20 protein-coding genes and 3 tRNA genes are annotated in these 17,112 nt (G+C 58.2%); 19 read left to right on the plus strand and 4 right to left on the minus strand.

The genetic code is table 11. The features are described from left to right. Positions 1-57 precede the first annotated feature (57 nt). Both AC2FD8_RS17325 and AC2FD8_RS17330 read left to right on the plus strand, forming a co-directional pair. The gene (locus AC2FD8_RS17325) at positions 58-861 is read left to right on the plus strand and encodes a hypothetical protein (RefSeq protein WP_496858187.1); all 804 of its coding nucleotides are present in this window, start codon (positions 58-60) and stop codon (positions 859-861) included. Between the two features lie 146 nt (positions 862-1,007). Continuing rightward, on the plus strand, positions 1,008-4,193 hold the full coding sequence (locus AC2FD8_RS17330; protein WP_496858189.1) for an ATP-binding protein: 3,186 nt from the start codon (positions 1,008-1,010) through the stop codon (positions 4,191-4,193). A gap of 32 nt (positions 4,194-4,225) precedes the next feature. Here the strand turns inward: AC2FD8_RS17330 and AC2FD8_RS17335 are convergent. Next, positions 4,226-4,315 (minus strand) — tRNA-Ser (locus AC2FD8_RS17335). Between the two features lie 445 nt (positions 4,316-4,760). After that, positions 4,761-4,835, minus strand: a tRNA-Thr gene (locus tag AC2FD8_RS17340). Between the two features lie 83 nt (positions 4,836-4,918). Here AC2FD8_RS17340 and AC2FD8_RS17345 point away from each other — a divergent pair. The 9 genes from AC2FD8_RS17345 (at position 4,919) to AC2FD8_RS17385 (ending at position 10,717) form a co-directional block, all read left to right on the plus strand. After that, positions 4,919-5,074, plus strand: a complete 156-nt coding sequence (locus AC2FD8_RS17345) for a hypothetical protein (protein ID WP_496858191.1) — start codon at positions 4,919-4,921, stop codon at positions 5,072-5,074. A 6-nt stretch (positions 5,075-5,080) separates the two neighbouring features. After that, a complete protein-coding gene (murA, locus tag AC2FD8_RS17350) occupies positions 5,081-6,349 on the plus strand; it encodes a UDP-N-acetylglucosamine 1-carboxyvinyltransferase (protein ID WP_496858193.1) in 1,269 nt (422 codons plus the stop codon). Next, positions 6,346-6,822: a DUF2948 family protein gene (locus AC2FD8_RS17355; RefSeq protein ID WP_496858195.1), complete on the plus strand. Its 477-nt coding sequence runs from the start codon at positions 6,346-6,348 to the stop codon at positions 6,820-6,822. The genes murA and AC2FD8_RS17355 overlap by 4 nt, the downstream gene beginning before the upstream one ends. 61 nt (positions 6,823-6,883) lie before the next feature. Further along, entirely contained in the window at positions 6,884-7,339 is a 456-nt protein-coding gene (locus AC2FD8_RS17360; RefSeq protein WP_496858197.1) for a GNAT family N-acetyltransferase, read from the plus strand. A 53-nt stretch (positions 7,340-7,392) separates the two neighbouring features. Then, positions 7,393-8,694 (plus strand): histidinol dehydrogenase, encoded by a 1,302-nt coding sequence (hisD, locus tag AC2FD8_RS17365; RefSeq protein ID WP_496858198.1) that lies wholly within the window; start codon positions 7,393-7,395, stop codon positions 8,692-8,694. Between the two features lie 99 nt (positions 8,695-8,793). After that, complete coding sequence (locus AC2FD8_RS17370; protein WP_496858200.1) at positions 8,794-9,273, plus strand: UPF0262 family protein; 480 nt, start codon at positions 8,794-8,796, stop codon at positions 9,271-9,273. A 3-nt stretch (positions 9,274-9,276) separates the two neighbouring features. Then, complete coding sequence (locus AC2FD8_RS17375) at positions 9,277-9,729, plus strand: arsenate-mycothiol transferase ArsC (RefSeq protein WP_496858202.1); 453 nt, start codon at positions 9,277-9,279, stop codon at positions 9,727-9,729. A 3-nt stretch (positions 9,730-9,732) separates the two neighbouring features. After that, positions 9,733-10,131, plus strand: a complete 399-nt coding sequence (locus AC2FD8_RS17380; RefSeq protein WP_496858204.1) for a ketosteroid isomerase-related protein — start codon at positions 9,733-9,735, stop codon at positions 10,129-10,131. Then, the gene (locus AC2FD8_RS17385; protein WP_496858205.1) at positions 10,124-10,717 is read left to right on the plus strand and encodes a GNAT family N-acetyltransferase; all 594 of its coding nucleotides are present in this window, start codon (positions 10,124-10,126) and stop codon (positions 10,715-10,717) included. Before AC2FD8_RS17380 ends, AC2FD8_RS17385 begins: the two co-directional genes overlap by 8 nt. Before the next feature lie 27 nt (positions 10,718-10,744). Here the strand turns inward: AC2FD8_RS17385 and AC2FD8_RS17390 are convergent, their stop codons facing one another. Further along, the gene (locus tag AC2FD8_RS17390; RefSeq protein WP_496858207.1) at positions 10,745-11,488 is read right to left on the minus strand and encodes a hypothetical protein; all 744 of its coding nucleotides are present in this window, start codon (positions 11,486-11,488) and stop codon (positions 10,745-10,747) included. Between the two features lie 81 nt (positions 11,489-11,569). Next, positions 11,570-11,785: a hypothetical protein gene (locus tag AC2FD8_RS17395; protein WP_496858209.1), complete on the minus strand. Its 216-nt coding sequence runs from the start codon at positions 11,783-11,785 to the stop codon at positions 11,570-11,572. A gap of 146 nt (positions 11,786-11,931) precedes the next feature. On the opposite strand from AC2FD8_RS17395, the gene AC2FD8_RS17400 reads away from it, so the two are divergent. The 8 genes from AC2FD8_RS17400 (at position 11,932) to darG (ending at position 17,095) form a co-directional block, all read left to right on the plus strand. Next, entirely contained in the window at positions 11,932-12,807 is an 876-nt protein-coding gene (locus AC2FD8_RS17400) for a carbon-nitrogen hydrolase family protein (protein WP_496858211.1), read from the plus strand. Positions 12,808-12,897: 90 nt separating this feature from the next. Next, positions 12,898-13,116 (plus strand): translation initiation factor IF-1, encoded by a 219-nt coding sequence (gene infA / locus AC2FD8_RS17405; RefSeq protein ID WP_005978431.1) that lies wholly within the window; start codon positions 12,898-12,900, stop codon positions 13,114-13,116. Between the two features lie 11 nt (positions 13,117-13,127). Then, a complete protein-coding gene (locus AC2FD8_RS17410) occupies positions 13,128-13,706 on the plus strand; it encodes a Maf family protein (RefSeq protein WP_496858212.1) in 579 nt (192 codons plus the stop codon). Beyond that, positions 13,703-14,725 (plus strand): ribonuclease E/G, encoded by a 1,023-nt coding sequence (locus AC2FD8_RS17415; RefSeq protein ID WP_496858214.1) that lies wholly within the window; start codon positions 13,703-13,705, stop codon positions 14,723-14,725. Before AC2FD8_RS17410 ends, AC2FD8_RS17415 begins: the two co-directional genes overlap by 4 nt. Next, positions 14,722-14,904 (plus strand): DNA gyrase inhibitor YacG, encoded by a 183-nt coding sequence (locus tag AC2FD8_RS17420; RefSeq protein WP_496858216.1) that lies wholly within the window; start codon positions 14,722-14,724, stop codon positions 14,902-14,904. The genes AC2FD8_RS17415 and AC2FD8_RS17420 overlap by 4 nt, the downstream gene beginning before the upstream one ends. A 79-nt stretch (positions 14,905-14,983) precedes the next feature. Next, positions 14,984-15,058, plus strand: a tRNA-Phe gene (locus tag AC2FD8_RS17425). A 286-nt stretch (positions 15,059-15,344) separates the two neighbouring features. Further along, positions 15,345-16,061 (plus strand): DarT ssDNA thymidine ADP-ribosyltransferase family protein, encoded by a 717-nt coding sequence (locus AC2FD8_RS17430; protein WP_496858218.1) that lies wholly within the window; start codon positions 15,345-15,347, stop codon positions 16,059-16,061. Beyond that, positions 16,058-17,095 carry a type II toxin-antitoxin system antitoxin DNA ADP-ribosyl glycohydrolase DarG gene (gene darG, locus AC2FD8_RS17435; protein WP_496858220.1) on the plus strand — a complete coding sequence of 346 codons (1,038 nt, stop codon included), beginning with the start codon at positions 16,058-16,060 and terminating at the stop codon, positions 17,093-17,095. The genes AC2FD8_RS17430 and darG overlap by 4 nt, the downstream gene beginning before the upstream one ends. Positions 17,096-17,112: the final 17 nt, after the last annotated feature.

Below are 17,112 nucleotides of genomic sequence, written 5' to 3' on the forward strand. Positions count from 1 at the left end.
GAACCCGTTCTCAAGGCTCTATCAGAGACAGAACATCAAATTGATTTGGAACAAAGAATGACAGATACAGCCAATCCCGAATACCCCGAGGCGCACATGCCCCTAGGCGTCGGCGTGATTGTCGGCGAGACGTTCTCGATATTTTTCAAAAAGATTCACCTTGTGCTTCTGCTGGGATTCATTCCGGCCCTGATCGAAGTTATTGTGAACAACTATACGGTGGCGCAGTCTTTCGACAATATTGGAACCACAGGTTTCGACAATACCGCCTTTTATGCCGGCGTGATCGTGTCGACTCTGATCACATTGCTGGCCTATGCCGTAACCACGGCCGTGATAATACAGTTCGCCTATGACGCAAAACTGGGGCGTGCGGCGCGTGTTGGCAGCTATTTCTCGGCGGCTGTCGTCAACCTGCCTGCCATTGCGGTTCTGTCGGTCGTAACGACGATCCTGTACTTTATAGGCCTTGTTTTGCTGGTCGTTCCGGGTATCTGGATCTACGCAGTGTTTTCCGTCATCGTACCAGCCATCGTAATCGACGGGGCCGGGTTCCGTGCGATGGGGCGCAGTGCCACCCTGACCAAGAACTACCGTTGGCCCATCATCGGCGCGTTGATCCTGATGGTTCTATGTATTGTGCTGGTCGTCGTCGTAATCACATTTGCCTTTGCAGCCATGTTCGGGTTCTCCGGGATTGCTGATCCAACGGGAGCCCTGGGTCCGTGGGCCTTCTTTGAGGCCGCACTCAACGCGATTGCATATGGTTGGCTCAGCATCACCATCGCCCTGATCTTTGCCCGCCTGAAAGAGATCAAGGAAGGCGTCAGCGTCTCGGATCTGGTGGACGTGTTCAAATAACTCGGCGACCCGCAGCCCAACCACGGGGCTGCGGGCACCAGCACGCCTGTGCGTGACATTTTCGGCTACACTTAACTGTCCAATTGCAACAACGTGTCTGCAACGGCTGGCGGTGCGCGCTTTGCTGTTGTATCAACCCGAAGGTAATGCAGGACGGCGGGGTCATATCTACACAACAACAGGGCGATCTGGGGCAGCGGCGTCAGGTCTCGGTCCTGTTTGCGGATATGGTTGGCTATACGTCGATCGTCTCGAAACTGGGCGAAGAACAGGCGCTGGAATTTGTGCGTCTGGTCTACGACACCCTTTCGGGCGCCGTGTCTCAGCATGGCGGTACGGTCCGTGACTTTGCCGGGGACAGCATCATGGCACTGTTCGGCATCCCAGACGCGCTGGAGGATCCGGCTGAACGGGCCTGCCGCGCCGCGGACGCCATCCATCACACGTTCCGCGCGTCTGCCCAAAAGATCGAGGCCCGCTTTGGCGTGCGCCCTCAGATGCGGGTCGGTATCAGCTCCGGCACTGTTCTGATGGCCGCCGTGCAAGGCGCAGACGGGCCCGCGACTGCGGTGGGCAGCACGGTCAACATGGCCTCGCGTATTGAAAATCTGGCCCCCTCGGGTGGCACGCTGATATGCGACAAGACCCGCGGCCTTGTCGAATGGGTCACCGACCTGCGCTTTGCCGGTGAACATCAGCTCAAAGGTCTCGCTGCCCCTCAGAAACTGTGGCAACTGCAATCCGTGCGGGCTGACGCCACGCGATTTGATGCCTCGATCGCGCGCGGTCTCAGTACCTATGTGGGGCGTGACAGCGAACTGACTATTCTGGCCGATGCGCTGGCTCGGGCGCGCGACGGCGTGTCGGTCGTGGATCTGGTGGCCGAGCCGGGCTTGGGAAAAACCCGGCTTGCATTTGAGTTCCTGAACCGCCTGCCCCGCGATCAGGTTGACGTTCTGACCGGCTACTGTTTTGCAGACCGGCAACAGGTTCCGTTTCTGCCGATCCTCGAGATTGTCCGAACCACGTTCCGCATCAAGGATCAGGACAACCCGACCCGCATCGCATACAAGATCGAGACCGGCCTGAAGGCCTGGGAGTGTTTTTCCCAGCAAAACCTGGGCCTGCTGATGAACCTGCTGGGTTTGACGCCACCTCCGGAGGCATTGGACGGGCTTGACGGCGTTCTGATTGGCCTGCGCACCCGTGAATTACTGCCGGAACTGCTGAAAGCCCGATGTGCCAAGCAGCCCGTAGTCCTGTTCATCGAAGACAGCCACTGGATCGACAGCGCCTCGGAAGAGTTGCTACAGGGCATCGTCAACCGGACAGACCTGACCAACCTGTTGCTGATCCAGACACACCGCCCGGAATACACGCCTGCGTGGCGCGATGACGACAAGGTTCGGACCATCGCGCTGAAACCGCTGGTAACCGAGGATTTCGCCAATCTGGCGCGCAACCGGCTGGGCGTGACCACTCTGCCTGCGGGGCTAGACAGGCAACTGGCCGAACGTGCCGGTGGCAACCCGCTGTTTGGCGAAGAAATCCTGACCTATCTGCTGGAACAAGGCAGCCTTCGGATCGACGCAGCCGAAGCGCATCTGGACATAGACATGGCGCAGGCCGACCTGCCGGCCAGCATGCTGAACCTGTTGACGGCCCGCGTTGATCGCCTGTCAACCGAGGATCGGGACCTGCTGCAAGCCGCCGCCGTGATTGGGCGACGATTTGATCCGGGTCTGCTCTCACAACTGGCCAAAGACGCCGGCGAAACCGGTGACGCGCTGCAGCGACTGCAGGCTCAGGACGTGTTGTATCGCGACGAGAACTCCTCGGACTACGTGTTCAAGCATGTTCTACTGCGCGATGCCGTGTATCAAAGCCTTGTGGCCACTCGCCGCGCAGGCCTGCATCTTGAAGTGGCCGAGTGTCTGGTTCTGCGCAATGCAAACCGCCTGCAAGAAGTGGCTGAGATGCTGGCTTACCACTACAGCCAGACGGACCAGACCGACAAAGCGTTTCGGTATACGGCGATGGCGGGGGACAAGTCTCTGGGCGTCTATTCGCTGGATGAGGCGAACAACTACTACACGGCAGCCTACGCGCTCTATGAAAGCGACCCGGACTGCGCCTCAAAGCCCGAGTTCGCCGCGTTTCTGGCAAGCTTTGCGCTGTGTTCGAACATTTCACTCAAGGTCAAAACGATCATTAACCTGGCCGGTTCCGTGCGCCCAATTCTGGAGCAGGTGGGCGACAGCTCTCATCATGCGTTGTTCCTGCACCACTACGTGTCCTGCCTTGTCTGCAACGGCAAGTACCGCGAGGCGCACTGGGTACAACAGGATCTGACTGCCATGGCCGAACGTCTGGGCGATCCGGCCTCACGCGCCTATGCCATGGTGAATGAGCTTTCGGTGTCGATCTACTTCGCCCCGATTTCAAACGCCGAGTTCGAAGCCAAAGCGCGCGTGATCGAGGCCGAGCTGGAGAAGATCGACGACGCCTATATCCAGAACTTCTACCTCGCCACTATGGGGTGGAATGAACTGACCCGCGGGCGGGTGGCCCGGGCCCACGCGACCGCAGACAGGATGATTGCGCTTGGCAAGAAGACCAATGATCCGCGGGCGCTGGGTTATGGCACAGCGATGAAAGCTCTGATCGCCATGGTCGCCGATGACCACGAAAAAGCGCTGGCCATCGCGGAAGAGGCGCAAAAGGCTTCAAAGGTCGAGTTCGAGCGCGCCATCGCCGAGGCCGCGCGCGTATCAGCCATGGTGCCCACCGAAACACCAGCTGCGATCGAAATCATCGAAGCCCATATCGCCAATTGCAACGACCATGGGTGGACCCTGTTCACCATGGGTCCGGCAACGATGCTGGGGGTTGCCTATGCCCTGAAGGGGCGTATCGCAGACGGGCTGCAGCAAATCGAACGAGCCATCCAAAAGCGCACGGACGAAGGGACCAAAGTTTCAGCAGACTGGGCGCGTCTGTTCCTGTGCGAAATGTACCTTGCTATCCTGACCGGTGAGGGCGGAGCTTCGGCTGGGGTCTTTCTTCGGAACTTCCGCTCGATCCTGTGGGTGCTGTTCTTTGGCGAGAAGAGGCTGGTTGCAATGCTGGATGAGGTGCGTAGCAACCCACAATTCGACGAAAAAGGGCACTACGTCGCCCGCTGCGACATGATCCTTGGATTGCTCTACAAGGCCCGCAAGAAAAGGCAATTGGCCGTGCAGCATTTAAGCAAGGCTCGCGTCATCGTTGAAACCGCAGGCCAATCCCCGATGCTGTCCCGGATCGACACGGCACTGGCCGAACTGGCCTAGCAATCCATTTTCAACGCCAGAAATTGAGGTGATGGCGGAGACGAAGGGATTCGAACCCTCGAGACGGTTTCCCGCCTACTCCCTTAGCAGGGGAGCGCCTTCGACCACTCGGCCACGTCTCCGTCGATGGGTATATCCGTGCAAGCAACGGAAATACAAGGCCATTTCTTCAGAGATTAAATTTTTTTACGAACCTGTGCGAAGCTGTTGAAATAGCAAGAAATAGCTCTGTTTGACTACGAGTATTGGTCGTGCGGCCTGTACAACAAGGTTCACGATCATGCTGAAACAACAGCAGAATCGTAACTGAGATACGCACTGACCGCACCGCCAACATGGGCATTGTTGCACAAATCGTTTGAAGGGCGATCTTCCCCTTTCTGCGGACGGACTTATCCTATGGGCATAGTGACGAGTATAATCAACATAGTTTGAGACGGCGCACCCGTCCCTGTACGGCTTCTACCGGAGGTTCAAGGCAGCCAAGGCCGTTTCATGTATAACGGAACCAACCAAGACAGCCTTACCGTTCAAGGTGTTAGGAGGATTTTCCGGAAAAGTGCTAAATGGTGCTGCTGGAGAGAATTGAACTCTCGACCTCTCCCTTACCAAGGGAGTGCTCTACCTCTGAGCTACAGCAGCATCGTGGGCGGGTGATTAGACTCAAACGAAACGCGGCGCAAGGGTGTCTGGACGGTTTTTTTCGCCTCCTGTAGAGAAAGACCATGGCAGACAAAGACACACCTAAAAAACACGGCAAATCCGGGGATGCACGGGAAGAGCGGCTGAAAGCGGCGCTCAAGGCCAACATGGCGCGGCGCAAGGCGCAGGCCAAGGCACGGGCGGCTTCGGATGACAAAGTCGACAAGGACGAGGGATAAGAGCAGATGGATTCGATTCTGGTGACAGGCAACGGGCCGCTGAGCGGTCAGATACCGATTGCGGGGGCCAAGAATGCGTGCCTGACGCTGATGCCCGCGACACTTCTCAGCGAAGAACCGCTGACGCTGACCAACGCGCCACGCCTCAGTGACATCAAGACCATGACGGCTTTGCTGCAATCACTGGGGGCCGAGGTCTCATCGTTGCAGGGCGGTCAGGTGATCGCGATGTCCAGCCATGATCTGACCAGCCAGACGGCGGACTATGAAATCGTGCGCAAGATGCGGGCCTCGAATCTGGTGCTGGGGCCGTTGCTGGCGCGATTCGGGCAGGCGGTCGTTTCTCTGCCGGGTGGCTGCGCTATTGGCGCGCGGCCGATGGACCTGCATGTCGAAGGGCTGGAGGCCCTGGGCGCCGAGATCGAGTTGAAAGACGGTTACCTGCACGCCAGGGCGCCGGGCGGGCTGAAAGGCGCGGTACATGAGATGCGCTTTGCCTCGGTCGGGGCGACCGAGAACATCGTCATGGCTGCCACACTGGCCAAAGGCACCACTGTTCTGAAAAACGCCGCGCGCGAGCCCGAGATTGTCGATCTTGTTGAGTGTTTGCGCAAGATGGGCGCTCAGATCTCGGGCGAAGGGACATCGACGATCGAGATTCAGGGCGTCGACCGCCTGCACGGCGCCACCCATCAGGTGGTGACGGACCGGATCGAACTGGGCACCTACATGCTGGCCCCTGCGATCTGCGGTGGCGAGGTAGAACTGCTGGGCGGGCGCATGTCGCTGGTCAGTTCCTTCGTGGAAAAGCTCGAAGCCGCAGGCGTCAGCGTTTCGGAAACCGAAAAGGGCCTGAAAGTTGCGCGCAAGAATGGCCGTGTGCAGGCCGTGGACGTGGTCACCGAACCTTTCCCCGGCTTCCCCACCGACCTGCAGGCGCAAATGATGGCGCTGATGTGTACGGCCGAAGGGACCTCAGTTCTCGAGGAGCGTATTTTCGAAAATCGCTTCATGCACGCGCCGGAACTGATCCGCATGGGTGCGCAGATCGAGGTGCATGGAGGGACGGCCACGGTCACCGGGGTTGAACGGCTGAAAGGCGCGCCGGTCATGGCCACGGATCTTCGGGCGTCGGTTTCATTGATTCTGGCAGGCTTGGCGGCAGAAGGGGAAACAACTGTCAGCCGGGTCTATCATCTGGACCGCGGATATGAGCATGTGGTGCGTAAGCTGGAAGGCGTGGGCGCCAAAATCGAACGGATCAAGGGCGAATGACAGACGCAAGTTTTGAAGACGGCCGCGAGGCACCGCTGAATCTGGGCGCCGAAGACGGTGATGACCTGCAGGTGATCTCATCGCTTGCGCAGGATGCGGTATTCCCGGTGACCGAGATGAAATGGCAGCCCGCGCAGCGCCGTTTCGGGCTGCTGCTGAACCGCTTTCGGTGGGAAGACAAAGACGCCGCCACCCGCCGCGACCGTCCGTTTGAACGCGTGCAGTCGGTTCTGGTGTTCGACTCGGTTTTGTCGGTTGCCAGTCAGGGGATCGACCGCGGTGAGACGGATATGGTGATGTCGCTGCTCTCGGTCGATTTCGAGGCGGGCGAAGACGGCGCGGGCCAGATCCTGCTGACCCTTGCAGGCGACGGCGCTATCCGTCTGACGGTCGAGGCCATAGACGCCACCCTGAAAGACGTGACGCGCCCCTATCTGGCACCTTCGGGCCAGGCGCCGCATCATCCAGAATAAGCGCGGCATATCGCAGGCCTTCTCCGGACCCGCCTCGGGTCTGGAGCTGCGCCGTGCAACCGTGTTCGATGTGTTCCAGATCAGTCAGGTGCTGATCCGCTCTATCACCCATCTTTGCGCGGCGGATCACCACAAAGACCCCGAACTTGTGGCGCTGTGGACCGTCAACAAAGACCCGCAGACCGTTCGCGGCTGGATAAAAAGCGGCTCGGACATCTGGGTGGCTGAGCTAGACGGACAGATCGTGGCCGTTGGCGGGCTACGCCACGGCTCGGTGATCTCATTGCTTTATGTCGATCCCGGCCATGTGCGGCGCGGTATCGGGCGGGCTCTGCTGGCCCGGTTGGAAAAGGCGCTGGCAGATCAGGGCTGCGCGCAGGCCTATCTGGATGCGACCCACACAGCACGGGCCTTCTACCTCAGATATGGCTGGGTTTCGGCGGGCGATGTGGAAGGGTGGCACGGGATGACCCAATTCCCCCTGCGCAAATCGCTGCACCCGGCCGAGAAGGCTTGAGGCCAACCCTTACGAACGATATGTCCCCGTGAAACGCTCCGGAGTGCCAGATCATGCCCGTTTTCCTCGACACCACCTCGCCCGAGTTTGAGGCTGCCTTTCAAACGCTGCTATCGGCCAAGCGTGAAGACAGCCCGGATGTAGATGCGGTGGTGGCCGGGATCATCGACGATGTCCGCAGCCGTGGCGATGCGGCGGTGATCGAGCTGACTGCGAAATTCGACCGGCTGGAACTGACGCCCGAGACACTGGCCTTTTCGCCCGAAGAAATTGCCGCAGCCGTCGCACAGGTGACCCCGGAAGACCGTGCCGCGTTGGAACTGGCGTCAGAGCGTATCCGCGTTTACCACGAAAAGCAGATGCCCGAGGATCATCAGTGGACCGATGAGGCCGGCGCAACGCTGGGTTGGCGCTGGTCGGCTGTCTCGGCGGCGGGTCTTTACGTGCCGGGCGGTTTGGCCTCCTACCCCTCATCCGTTCTGATGAACGCGATCCCGGCCAAGGTGGCAGGGGTTGAACGGCTGGCCATCGTGGTGCCCACGCCCGACGGTCAGGCGAACCCGCTGGTTCTGCTGGCTGCGCAACTTTCGGGGGTGGATGAGATCTATCGTATCGGCGGCGCGCAGGCCGTTGCCGCGCTGGCCTATGGCACCGAAACCATCCCTCCGGTCGACAAGATCACCGGTCCGGGTAACGCTTTTGTCGCCGCAGCCAAGCGCCGGGTGTTCGGCAAGGTCGGGATCGACATGATCGCAGGCCCGTCGGAAATCCTCGTGATTGCCGACAAGGACAATGAGCCCGACTGGATCGCACTGGATCTACTCAGTCAGGCCGAACATGATGAAAGCGCGCAGTCGATCCTGATCACGGATGATACCGGGTTCGGTCAGGCCGTGGCGAAGGCCGTCGAAAAACGCCTTGAGACCCTGCAGCGCCGCGACATCGCCGGGGCCAGCTGGCGGGACTTTGGTGCGATCATCACCGTGCGCGATCTGGATGAGGCCGCCGCCCTGTCGAACCGCATCGCGCCCGAGCACTTGGAACTGTGCGTGGCCGACCCGGTGACGCTGAGCGAAAAGACCATCCATGCAGGCGCGATTTTCCTTGGGCAGTACACCCCCGAGGCCATCGGAGACTATGTCGGCGGCCCCAACCACGTTTTGCCCACGGCTCGTTCGGCGCGGTTCTCATCCGGCCTCAGCGTGATGGATTTCCTCAAACGCACCACGCTTAGCCAGATGACCCCCGAAGCGCTGCGCGCGATCGGTCCAGCGGCCGAGACATTGGCGCAATCGGAAAGCCTTGAGGCGCATGGTTTGTCGGTAACAGCACGTCTGAACCGGCTGAACGGCTGACATGACGTAAAGATCGCCGACTTGTGGCGTCTCTGTACGTTGCCGAATGAAAGTCGTTGTTATAGGTCTTGGCAGACGTGAAGGATTGTGACCGTATAGATGACCCGTATCTCGCATATCGAACTGGATGACCGGAACCTGCCCCCGCCGACCCCCGAGATCGAGCAGGAGCGCAAGGTCGCCATCTATGATCTGCTTGAAGATAACAGCTTTGACCTGCCTCAGCGGGATGACCGCGCCATTCCTGACGGCCCCTATCACCTGCAGCTTTCGATCCGCGACAAACGTCTGGTCTTTGATATCTCGACCGAAGACAGCCAGAAAGCGGCCGAATTCCACCTGTCCCTCGGACCGTTCCGGCAGGTGGTGAAAGACTATTTCCAGATCTGCCAAAGCTATTTCGACGCGGTCAAATCCCTGCCGCCCAGCCAGATCGAAACCATCGACATGGCCCGGCGCGGCATTCACAACGAAGGCAGCCGCGTTCTGCAGGAACGGCTGGAAGGCAAGGCCGACGTAGATACTGACACCGCCCGACGCCTGTTCACGCTGATCTGCGTGCTACATTTCGGAGGCTAACGGGTGACGCCTCTGCCGCAGTCCATTCTGTTCTGTTGCGACCACAATTCGGTTCGGTCTCCGATGGCCGAAGGCATCATGAAAAAGTTCTACGGCACCGGCACCTATGTGCAATCCGCTGGCGTACGCAACGATCTGGACATTGACGGGTTCTGCATTGCGGTCTGTCAGGAAATGGGCGTTGAGCTGTCTCGCCACCGCACCCGATCCTTTGACGAGATGGAAGAATGGGGTGACGACCTAAGCTCGTTCGACCTGATCGTCGCGCTGTCCCCCGCCAGTCAGCGGCGGGCACTGGAGTTGACCCGGATTTTCCACCTTGATGTCGATTATTGGCCAATAATGGACCCTACCGGGATGGGCGAGACACGGGAATCAAAGCTACATCACTACCGACAGACCCGCGATCAGATCATCAAGCATCTGAAAGACCGCTGGGGCGAACCAACGGAGTGACCCATGAACCAGACCGTGAAGACCTATTTCGACGCCTTCAACGCCGGTGATGTCGATGGCATGCTGGCCTGTCTGTCCGATGACGTGGCCCATCATGTGAACGAAGGCCAGATCCGCGTCGGCAAAGAGAAATTCGCAGCCTTCTGCGCCCATATGAACCGCTGCTACAAAGAGAATCTGACCGATATCGTGGTGTTCGATGCCCAAGGTGGCACCCGCGCCGCGGCCGAGTTCATCGTCAACGGCACCTATCTTGAAACCGACGAGGGCCTGCCCGAGGCGCATGGCCAGACTTACCGCCTGCCTGCCGGGTCGTTCTTTGACCTGCGGGACGGCAAGATCACCCGCGTTACCACCTTCTACAACCTTGCGGACTGGACCAAACAGGTCTCGAATGGCTGAGGTCACTTCCGTCCGCCCCCTGACCGGAGCGGCGCTCGAGGCCGCTCTGGACGACGTCGCGCGCCTGCGGATCGAGGTGTTTCGGGCCTGGCCTTACCTCTATGATGGCGATCTGGAATACGAGCGCAGCTACCTGCAATCCTACCGCGACAGCGACAAGGCCATCGTTGTCGGCGCCTTCGACAATGACCGCCTGATTGGAGCCTCGACCGGCGCACCTTTGACCGACCACGCTGACGATTTTGCCGCCGCGTTTCAAGGAACGGGTCTGGACCTGTCGCAGATCTTCTACTGTGCCGAATCCGTCCTTCTGTCCGACTACCGAGGCCAAGGCGTCGGTCACAAATTCTTCGACCAGCGCGAGGCCCACGCCCGCGCACAGGGTTTCACCAAATGCGCCTTCTGCAGCGTCCAACGCCCGGCAGATCATCCCATGCGGCCAGAAACCTATCGCCCGCTTGATACGTTCTGGAGATCCCGCGGCTACGAGCCATTACCCGGCGTGATCGCTCAATTCTCATGGAAAGATGTCGGGGACGAGGGCGAGACGCTCAAGCCGTTGCAGTTCTGGATCCGGGATTTGTGACGCGCCCCGTAGAGACATGAAGACCAACTACAACTGAAAGTGGATATGGTCATCATGGCGCGCCGCGCGACACCCTTGGAACCGGATTTTCGGATGCTCAGCGCCCAAGCGATCCACAAGGTGAGGCTCAACGAAGACTTTCCCGACGCGCTCATCTTCGACCAGAACCTCTAGCACGGATCGGTTACGATTTTCTTCGATGTCATAACCATGCCAGAGAGATTGCAGGGCATCGAAATCCCATCGAAGTGTCGGCCACGTCTTTGAACAATTTGTAGGCCCCGGTTCGAATGCGAAATAGCCGATCGGCGAACGCGTCGCGCCTTTCAAATAGCCCGTTTCGTCCGCGTAGTAGAATGCAAGGTCTGCCTTTTCCCCGTCATCATGTGACAGATGAGGCAGTAGCGGGAACCCGTCTAAGTAGGGAAAGTTTGCGTCAAGCACAACGGTAACTGTGCCCGGGTGCCTTCTTTCCATTTCCTCCGCAGTGCTGGTCAGGACGTCATACATTTCGGGAGAGACGTAGTTTCTGTTCAACGCACAGTACATCCAACTTTGCACTTCAAAAGGACCCTCTTCCGAACAACTCAGCGCAACGCGCCCGAAATGCGGTGCGATCCAGATACTCGCCAAAGAAAGAGCCACGTAAGCGGCTAGAAACGCTGAGAGATGCCGTTTGAAAAAACGTGAAATCATCCAAGCGATGCCGCCAATTTGTGTCAGAAGCGTTAAAATCAAAACGATGAGAATGTGAAATGCAATTCGAACCATGCGCAATGGTTGTCATTCTCTAAAGGCGCACGCAATACGGTTGTTGTAAGGCCAATCAGGACTTTCAGGAATCTCTATTTCTCAACCCTGACGCCTTCGACTGATCAGACCGTATTTCACGGCCCAGCCGCGGAGTGACTTGGTCTTGCGCTTTTTCGGCGCCACGCTGTCTTTGCTCTGGGCGCCGCCTTTGCGATTGAACTCGTACACGTCAATGACACGTTCAGCACAGCCGCAAGCCTCGCCCATGCCGACCTTGGCGAAATAGAACTTCTCAAAGCTTTCAGGTTTTTGCATGGTGCCCTCCGGGTTCGATTAAACCACATGGGCCTGAGACCTCCAATTCACTTTGTCGTCGTTTCGTCGGGTGGAAAGGTTCGGCCTGTACACGCCCGGCCATCGTCACTTAGTGTCCCGGCAAATCCGTATCGAAGGACAGATGCATGAGAGTCGCCACCGCCGCTTACGACCTCGATTGGCTCGACAGTTGGGCGCAGTATGAGGACAAGCTGAACACCTGGGTCGCGCAGGCCGCCGGCAATGGGGCCGAGTTGCTGGTCTTTCCCGAATACGGCGCGATGGAACTGTCGACGCTGGACGGGGCCGACGTGGCAGGCGATCTGGAGCGGTCGATTCAGGCGGTCTCGGACCGGATGGAAGATGTGCAAAACCTGCACCAGCGCTTGGCGAAGGAATACAAGACATACATCCTCGGGGCCTCGGCCCCGGTTGCGACAGGTATGGGCCGTCCTGTGAACCGGGCTGAGCTTTATGCGCCGGACGGGGGGCAGGATCATCAGGACAAGCAGATCATGACCCGGTTCGAGCGCGAACACTGGGATATCGCCCCCGGAGGCCCCCTCAAACTGTTCGACACGGCATTGGGCAAGATCGGCGTGCTGATCTGCTATGACAGCGAATTCCCACTGCTGGGCCGTGCGCTCAGCGAAGCGGATCTGATCCTTGTCCCATCCTGCACCGAAGCGTTGGCGGGGTATTGGCGCGTGCGCATCGGGGCGATGTCGCGTGCCTTGGAAAATCAATGCGTTACGGTCATGGCATCGCTGGTCGGGAACAATGACTGGTCCGAGGCCGTGGATATGAACACCGGCACGGGCGGCATTTTTGGCCCGCCTGACAAGGGCTTTCCACAGACGGGCGTGCTGGCCGAAGGGGTGTTGAATCAACCGGGCTGGACCTATGCCGATATCGACCTGAGCGCCATCGCCGATGTCCGTGCCGACGGGCACGTCCTGAATCGAACCCACTGGGACGAGCAATCCCCCAGAGTCGAATCTGTCACATTCTCCACGCTTTAGTGATTCCGCCCTTGAAATAAGGGAAAAATAGGCTCATTTAAGCGCACATCCTCGCAGATTCTGCGAGTGCAACGTAATGATGGAGACAACATGGCCAAGGAAGATACGCTCGAATTTCCCGGTGTCGTGAAGGAACTCCTGCCTAATGCGACGTTTCGGGTCGAGCTGGAAAACGGCCATGAGATCATCGCACATACGGCAGGCAAGATGCGAAAGAACCGCATCCGTGTTCTGGCCGGCGACAAAGTTCAAGTCGAGATGACCCCTTACGATCTGACCAAGGGTCGGATCAACTACCGCTTCAAGTAACGCCCTACCTTATGGCGTTTATCCTCGGATCGGGCAGCCCAAGGCGGCTGGACCTGCTGGCGCAGCTTGGCGTGCAGCCCGATGCCGTGCGCCCTCCTGACATTGACGAAACGCCTTTGAAGGGCGAGCTTCCGGTTCCCTATTGCAGCCGTATTGCGCGCGAAAAAGCGCAGGCTGTTCAGGCGGATCGTGCGGATATCGTCCTGTGTGCCGATACTACGGTGGCGCTGGGGCGTCGCATTCTGGGCAAACCCGAAAACGTAGGCGAAGCGGCCGAGTTTCTGCACGCTCTGTCCGGGCGTCGGCACCGGGTCGTGACCTCGGTCGCGGTGCGCTGCGAAGATCGGGTGTTGCAGCGCGACGTGGTCTCTCAGGTCAAAATGAAACGCTTGTCGGATGTCGAGGTGAACGCCTATCTTGCGACAGATGACTGGCAGGGCAAGGCGGGTGGATATGCCATCCAAGGTCCGGCCGGGGCATTCATTCCCTGGATTTCCGGATCGTTCACCGGCATCGTGGGCCTGCCCCTGTCCGAGACCGCCGCACTTTTGCAGGCAATCGGCTACCCATTGTACAGAGAGGCGCCATGAAAGGCCGCACAATCGTTCTGGACCATATCGAAACCCGCGAAGCCGCCGCACTGATGGTTGACGGCAAGCTTGACGATTTTCTGATCGCCGGAGACACACCGCCCCCCGGCACGATCTACCGCGCCCGCGCGGATCGCCCGGTCAAAGGCCAGGGCGGCATGTTCCTCACCACCCCGGACGGACCCGCCTTTCTGCGTCAGGTCAAGGGCCTCGCACCCGGAGCGCTTCTGCTGGTGCAGGTGACAGGTTTTGCCGAACCCGGCAAAGCCGTTCCGGTCACCGACCGCGTTCTGTTCAAAAGCCGCTATGCGATTGTCACGCCCGAGGCTCCGGGCCTGAACATTTCGCGCAGCATCAAAGACGAGGATGAGCGCGACCGCCTGCTGGAAATCGCTCATGAGGTCATGGGCAACAGCGCCTACGGCCTGATTCTGCGGTCATGCTGTGCTGGAGCGGATGCGGATGACATCGCCGAGGACATCGGCGCCATGTTGACGCAGGCCGAGCAGGTCCTGAACGATCCGGGTACCGAGCCTGAAACTCTGGCCGAAGGCGACGGCCCTCATATCCTGGCCTGGCGGGATTGGACTGACCCGGCAGATGTCGTGACCGAGGCCGGTGGCTTCGAACATCACGGCGTTCTGGACGCACTGGACATTGCCCGCGGCATTGCCGAGCCGCTGCCGGGCGGGGGACATCTATACATCGAACCCACCCGTGCGCTTGTCGCTGTGGATGTAAACACCGGAGCCGACACTTCGCTCGCAGCCGGAACAAAGGCCAATTTCGCCTGCGCCAAGACCCTGCCCCGCGTCCTGAGGGTGCGCGGTCTGGGCGGGCAGATCACCATTGACATGGCCCCGATGCCAAAGAAAGACCGTCGCGGTCTTGAACAGGCCCTACGCGCTGCGTTCAAAGCGGACGGGATCGAAACAACGCTCGCAGGGTGGACACCGCTTGGCCATTTCGAGCTGCAACGCAAACGCGGGCGTATCCCTCTGAGCGAGGTGCTTGGATGACCTGCCCGATCTGTCAGGAAAAGACGGCTTCCAAATACCGTCCCTTCTGCTCCAAACGCTGTGCGGATCTGGATCTGGCAAAGTGGCTGAACGGCTCTTACGCCGTGCCCTCGCAGCGCGAAGACGATATCGAGGACGCAATTTCCGAACCCGAAGACATCCCCCACCGCCCGCACTAAAAAAATGTCAAAAAGCCTCTGGACACTGCTTAGTGCAAGTCATAGAAGGCCTCCACCCAATGGCTGTTGCCATTCCCGTGCCCGGGTAGCTCAGGGGTAGAGCAGTGGATTGAAAATCCTCGTGTCGGTGGTTCGATTCCGCCCCCGGGCACCATTTTTATCAAAAAAAACAGTGCGTTGGCAGTTTGGCCGTTATTGCACCTCATCGGTTGATTGCCCGGGACTGCACCGGGACTGCAAAGAGCTTATTCCAGGATTGTGTGGTGGTCGAGACTGACAGTCTTCGCTTGGGCCAGAGTAATTCCAAGTCCAGTTTCGAAGAACAGCCTGACCATCGTCTGCGAAGAGGCTGAGAAAGACACCAGCGACCATTACTCTGGGTTGAAGGTGGCTGAAAAACAGTGTGTTGTCTCGGTGATTGAAACAAGTGAGTCATTTTCATGCCTGATCGTTTTGCATTTCGCCAAGTTGACTACAGGGACATCCCGACATTCCTGGCGGATGGAGAAATCAGATCCAAGAATCATGGGGCGCCGCAAAGGTGTCACCAAACAAGCCTACCCGGCTTGGTTGGATTGCGTGGCACTGGTGCATTCACATTGCCATACGGTGGTGTAGTTAATGACTATGTCGCTTTCTATTTCTCCCCTTTGACATCGTTCACTTGCTCCATCCATCGAGAAAGCGTGGAAGTAATCGACCCAAATGGTGTCAAATTGGGTATGTCCAAGTTGGACGATAGAGCCTTTATAGTTTGCCGCACGGATGGGTTTCCAGCTGCAGGTGCCCCATATTGTTTCAGTGACTATCCTCTGAATTCCATGGCACCTCTGCCGACGCTCAGCGCCGACATTGGCCAGTTAGAAACGCATGTCCAGTGGAGTGTGTTTGATGACTACCCGCTTACCGCCGGGATTCCGGAGATTGGATACGATGGTGTTTGCAAGTTCTTTTTCAACAAGTTCCCACCTGCGAAATACCAGCTCCGCAAACAGCAGCGCATGGCTGAGTTCTTGGTGAAGGACGCGGTGTCGCTTCAGCAAGTAGCTTGCATTGTTGTGCCTTCGGATGGCATGAAGAGGACAATTCAGGCGCATGTAGACGCCTCCGGATGGGGAATCCCTGTCTTGGAAAAACCAGGGTGCTTTGTTCGATGACCATTACATTCAAACGCGGTGATTTGTTCTCCGAGCCGGTCGAGGCTTTGGTCAACACTGTGAATTGTGTTGGCGTGATGGGGAAGGGCGTCGCACTGGAGTTCAAAAAGCGCTGGCCAGCAAACTTTAAGGCTTACAGAAAGCTTTGCGAGAACAAAGAGCTGACACCGGGTCGAATGTTCATCTTCGACACGAAGGAACTCTTTCCATCGGAAGGCCCCCGATATCTTGTCAACTTTCCAACCAAAGCACATTGGCGTTCGAAGTCAAAAATCTCCTATGTAGAAGATGGCTTGGATGCTCTTCGTGAAGAAATAACTGCACACAGTATCAAGTCCATTGCGATTCCTCCTCTCGGATGCGGCAATGGTGGTCTCGACTGGGCCGATGTGAAGCCGCTAATTCTTTCGAAGCTTTCGGGCCTGGATGATGTTGAAATCGTGATTTTCCCTCCAAGAGATTCCTTGGATCAACCTGAGCATGTCCATTCCAACCTGCCGATGACATATGCGCGAGCGATGCTCTTGAGGGGCTTGAGCGACCTTGAGAGATTTTTCGACGGTTCGTTCGACAGAGTTTCGTTGCAGAAGGTCGCGTATTTCCTTCAAGCTCTGGGTGTTGACTTCAATCTGAAGTTCGCCCGGAATCTTTATGGGCCCTACTCCGAGAACTTGAAGAAGGCTTTTGTTGCCTTCGAGAATCATGGGATGATCAGCGGATTTCTGACAGGAGACCGCCAAGCTCATGTCACGCCCAGTGGCTGCGCTGTCGCTGATGAATTCCTGAGTGAAGCCGATCCTGATAGCGAGGATGTCATCGGTCGCTTGACCAAGCTCATTCAAGGCTACGAGAGCCCTTATGGGCTGGAGTTGCTGTCGTCAGTTCATTGGCTGGCTCATCATGAAGGGCACTACCCGGTCGAGAAGATCATCGAGCAGATGATGAGCTGGAACGAAAACAAAAGAAACACCTTCGGTGAGGACGCAATTCGAGTTGCGTATGATCGCCTGAAGGAAGATGGATTGTTGAATTAAATAGTGGGCGGGAAACT

The organism is Ruegeria sp. YTSC192, assembly GCF_059609705.1.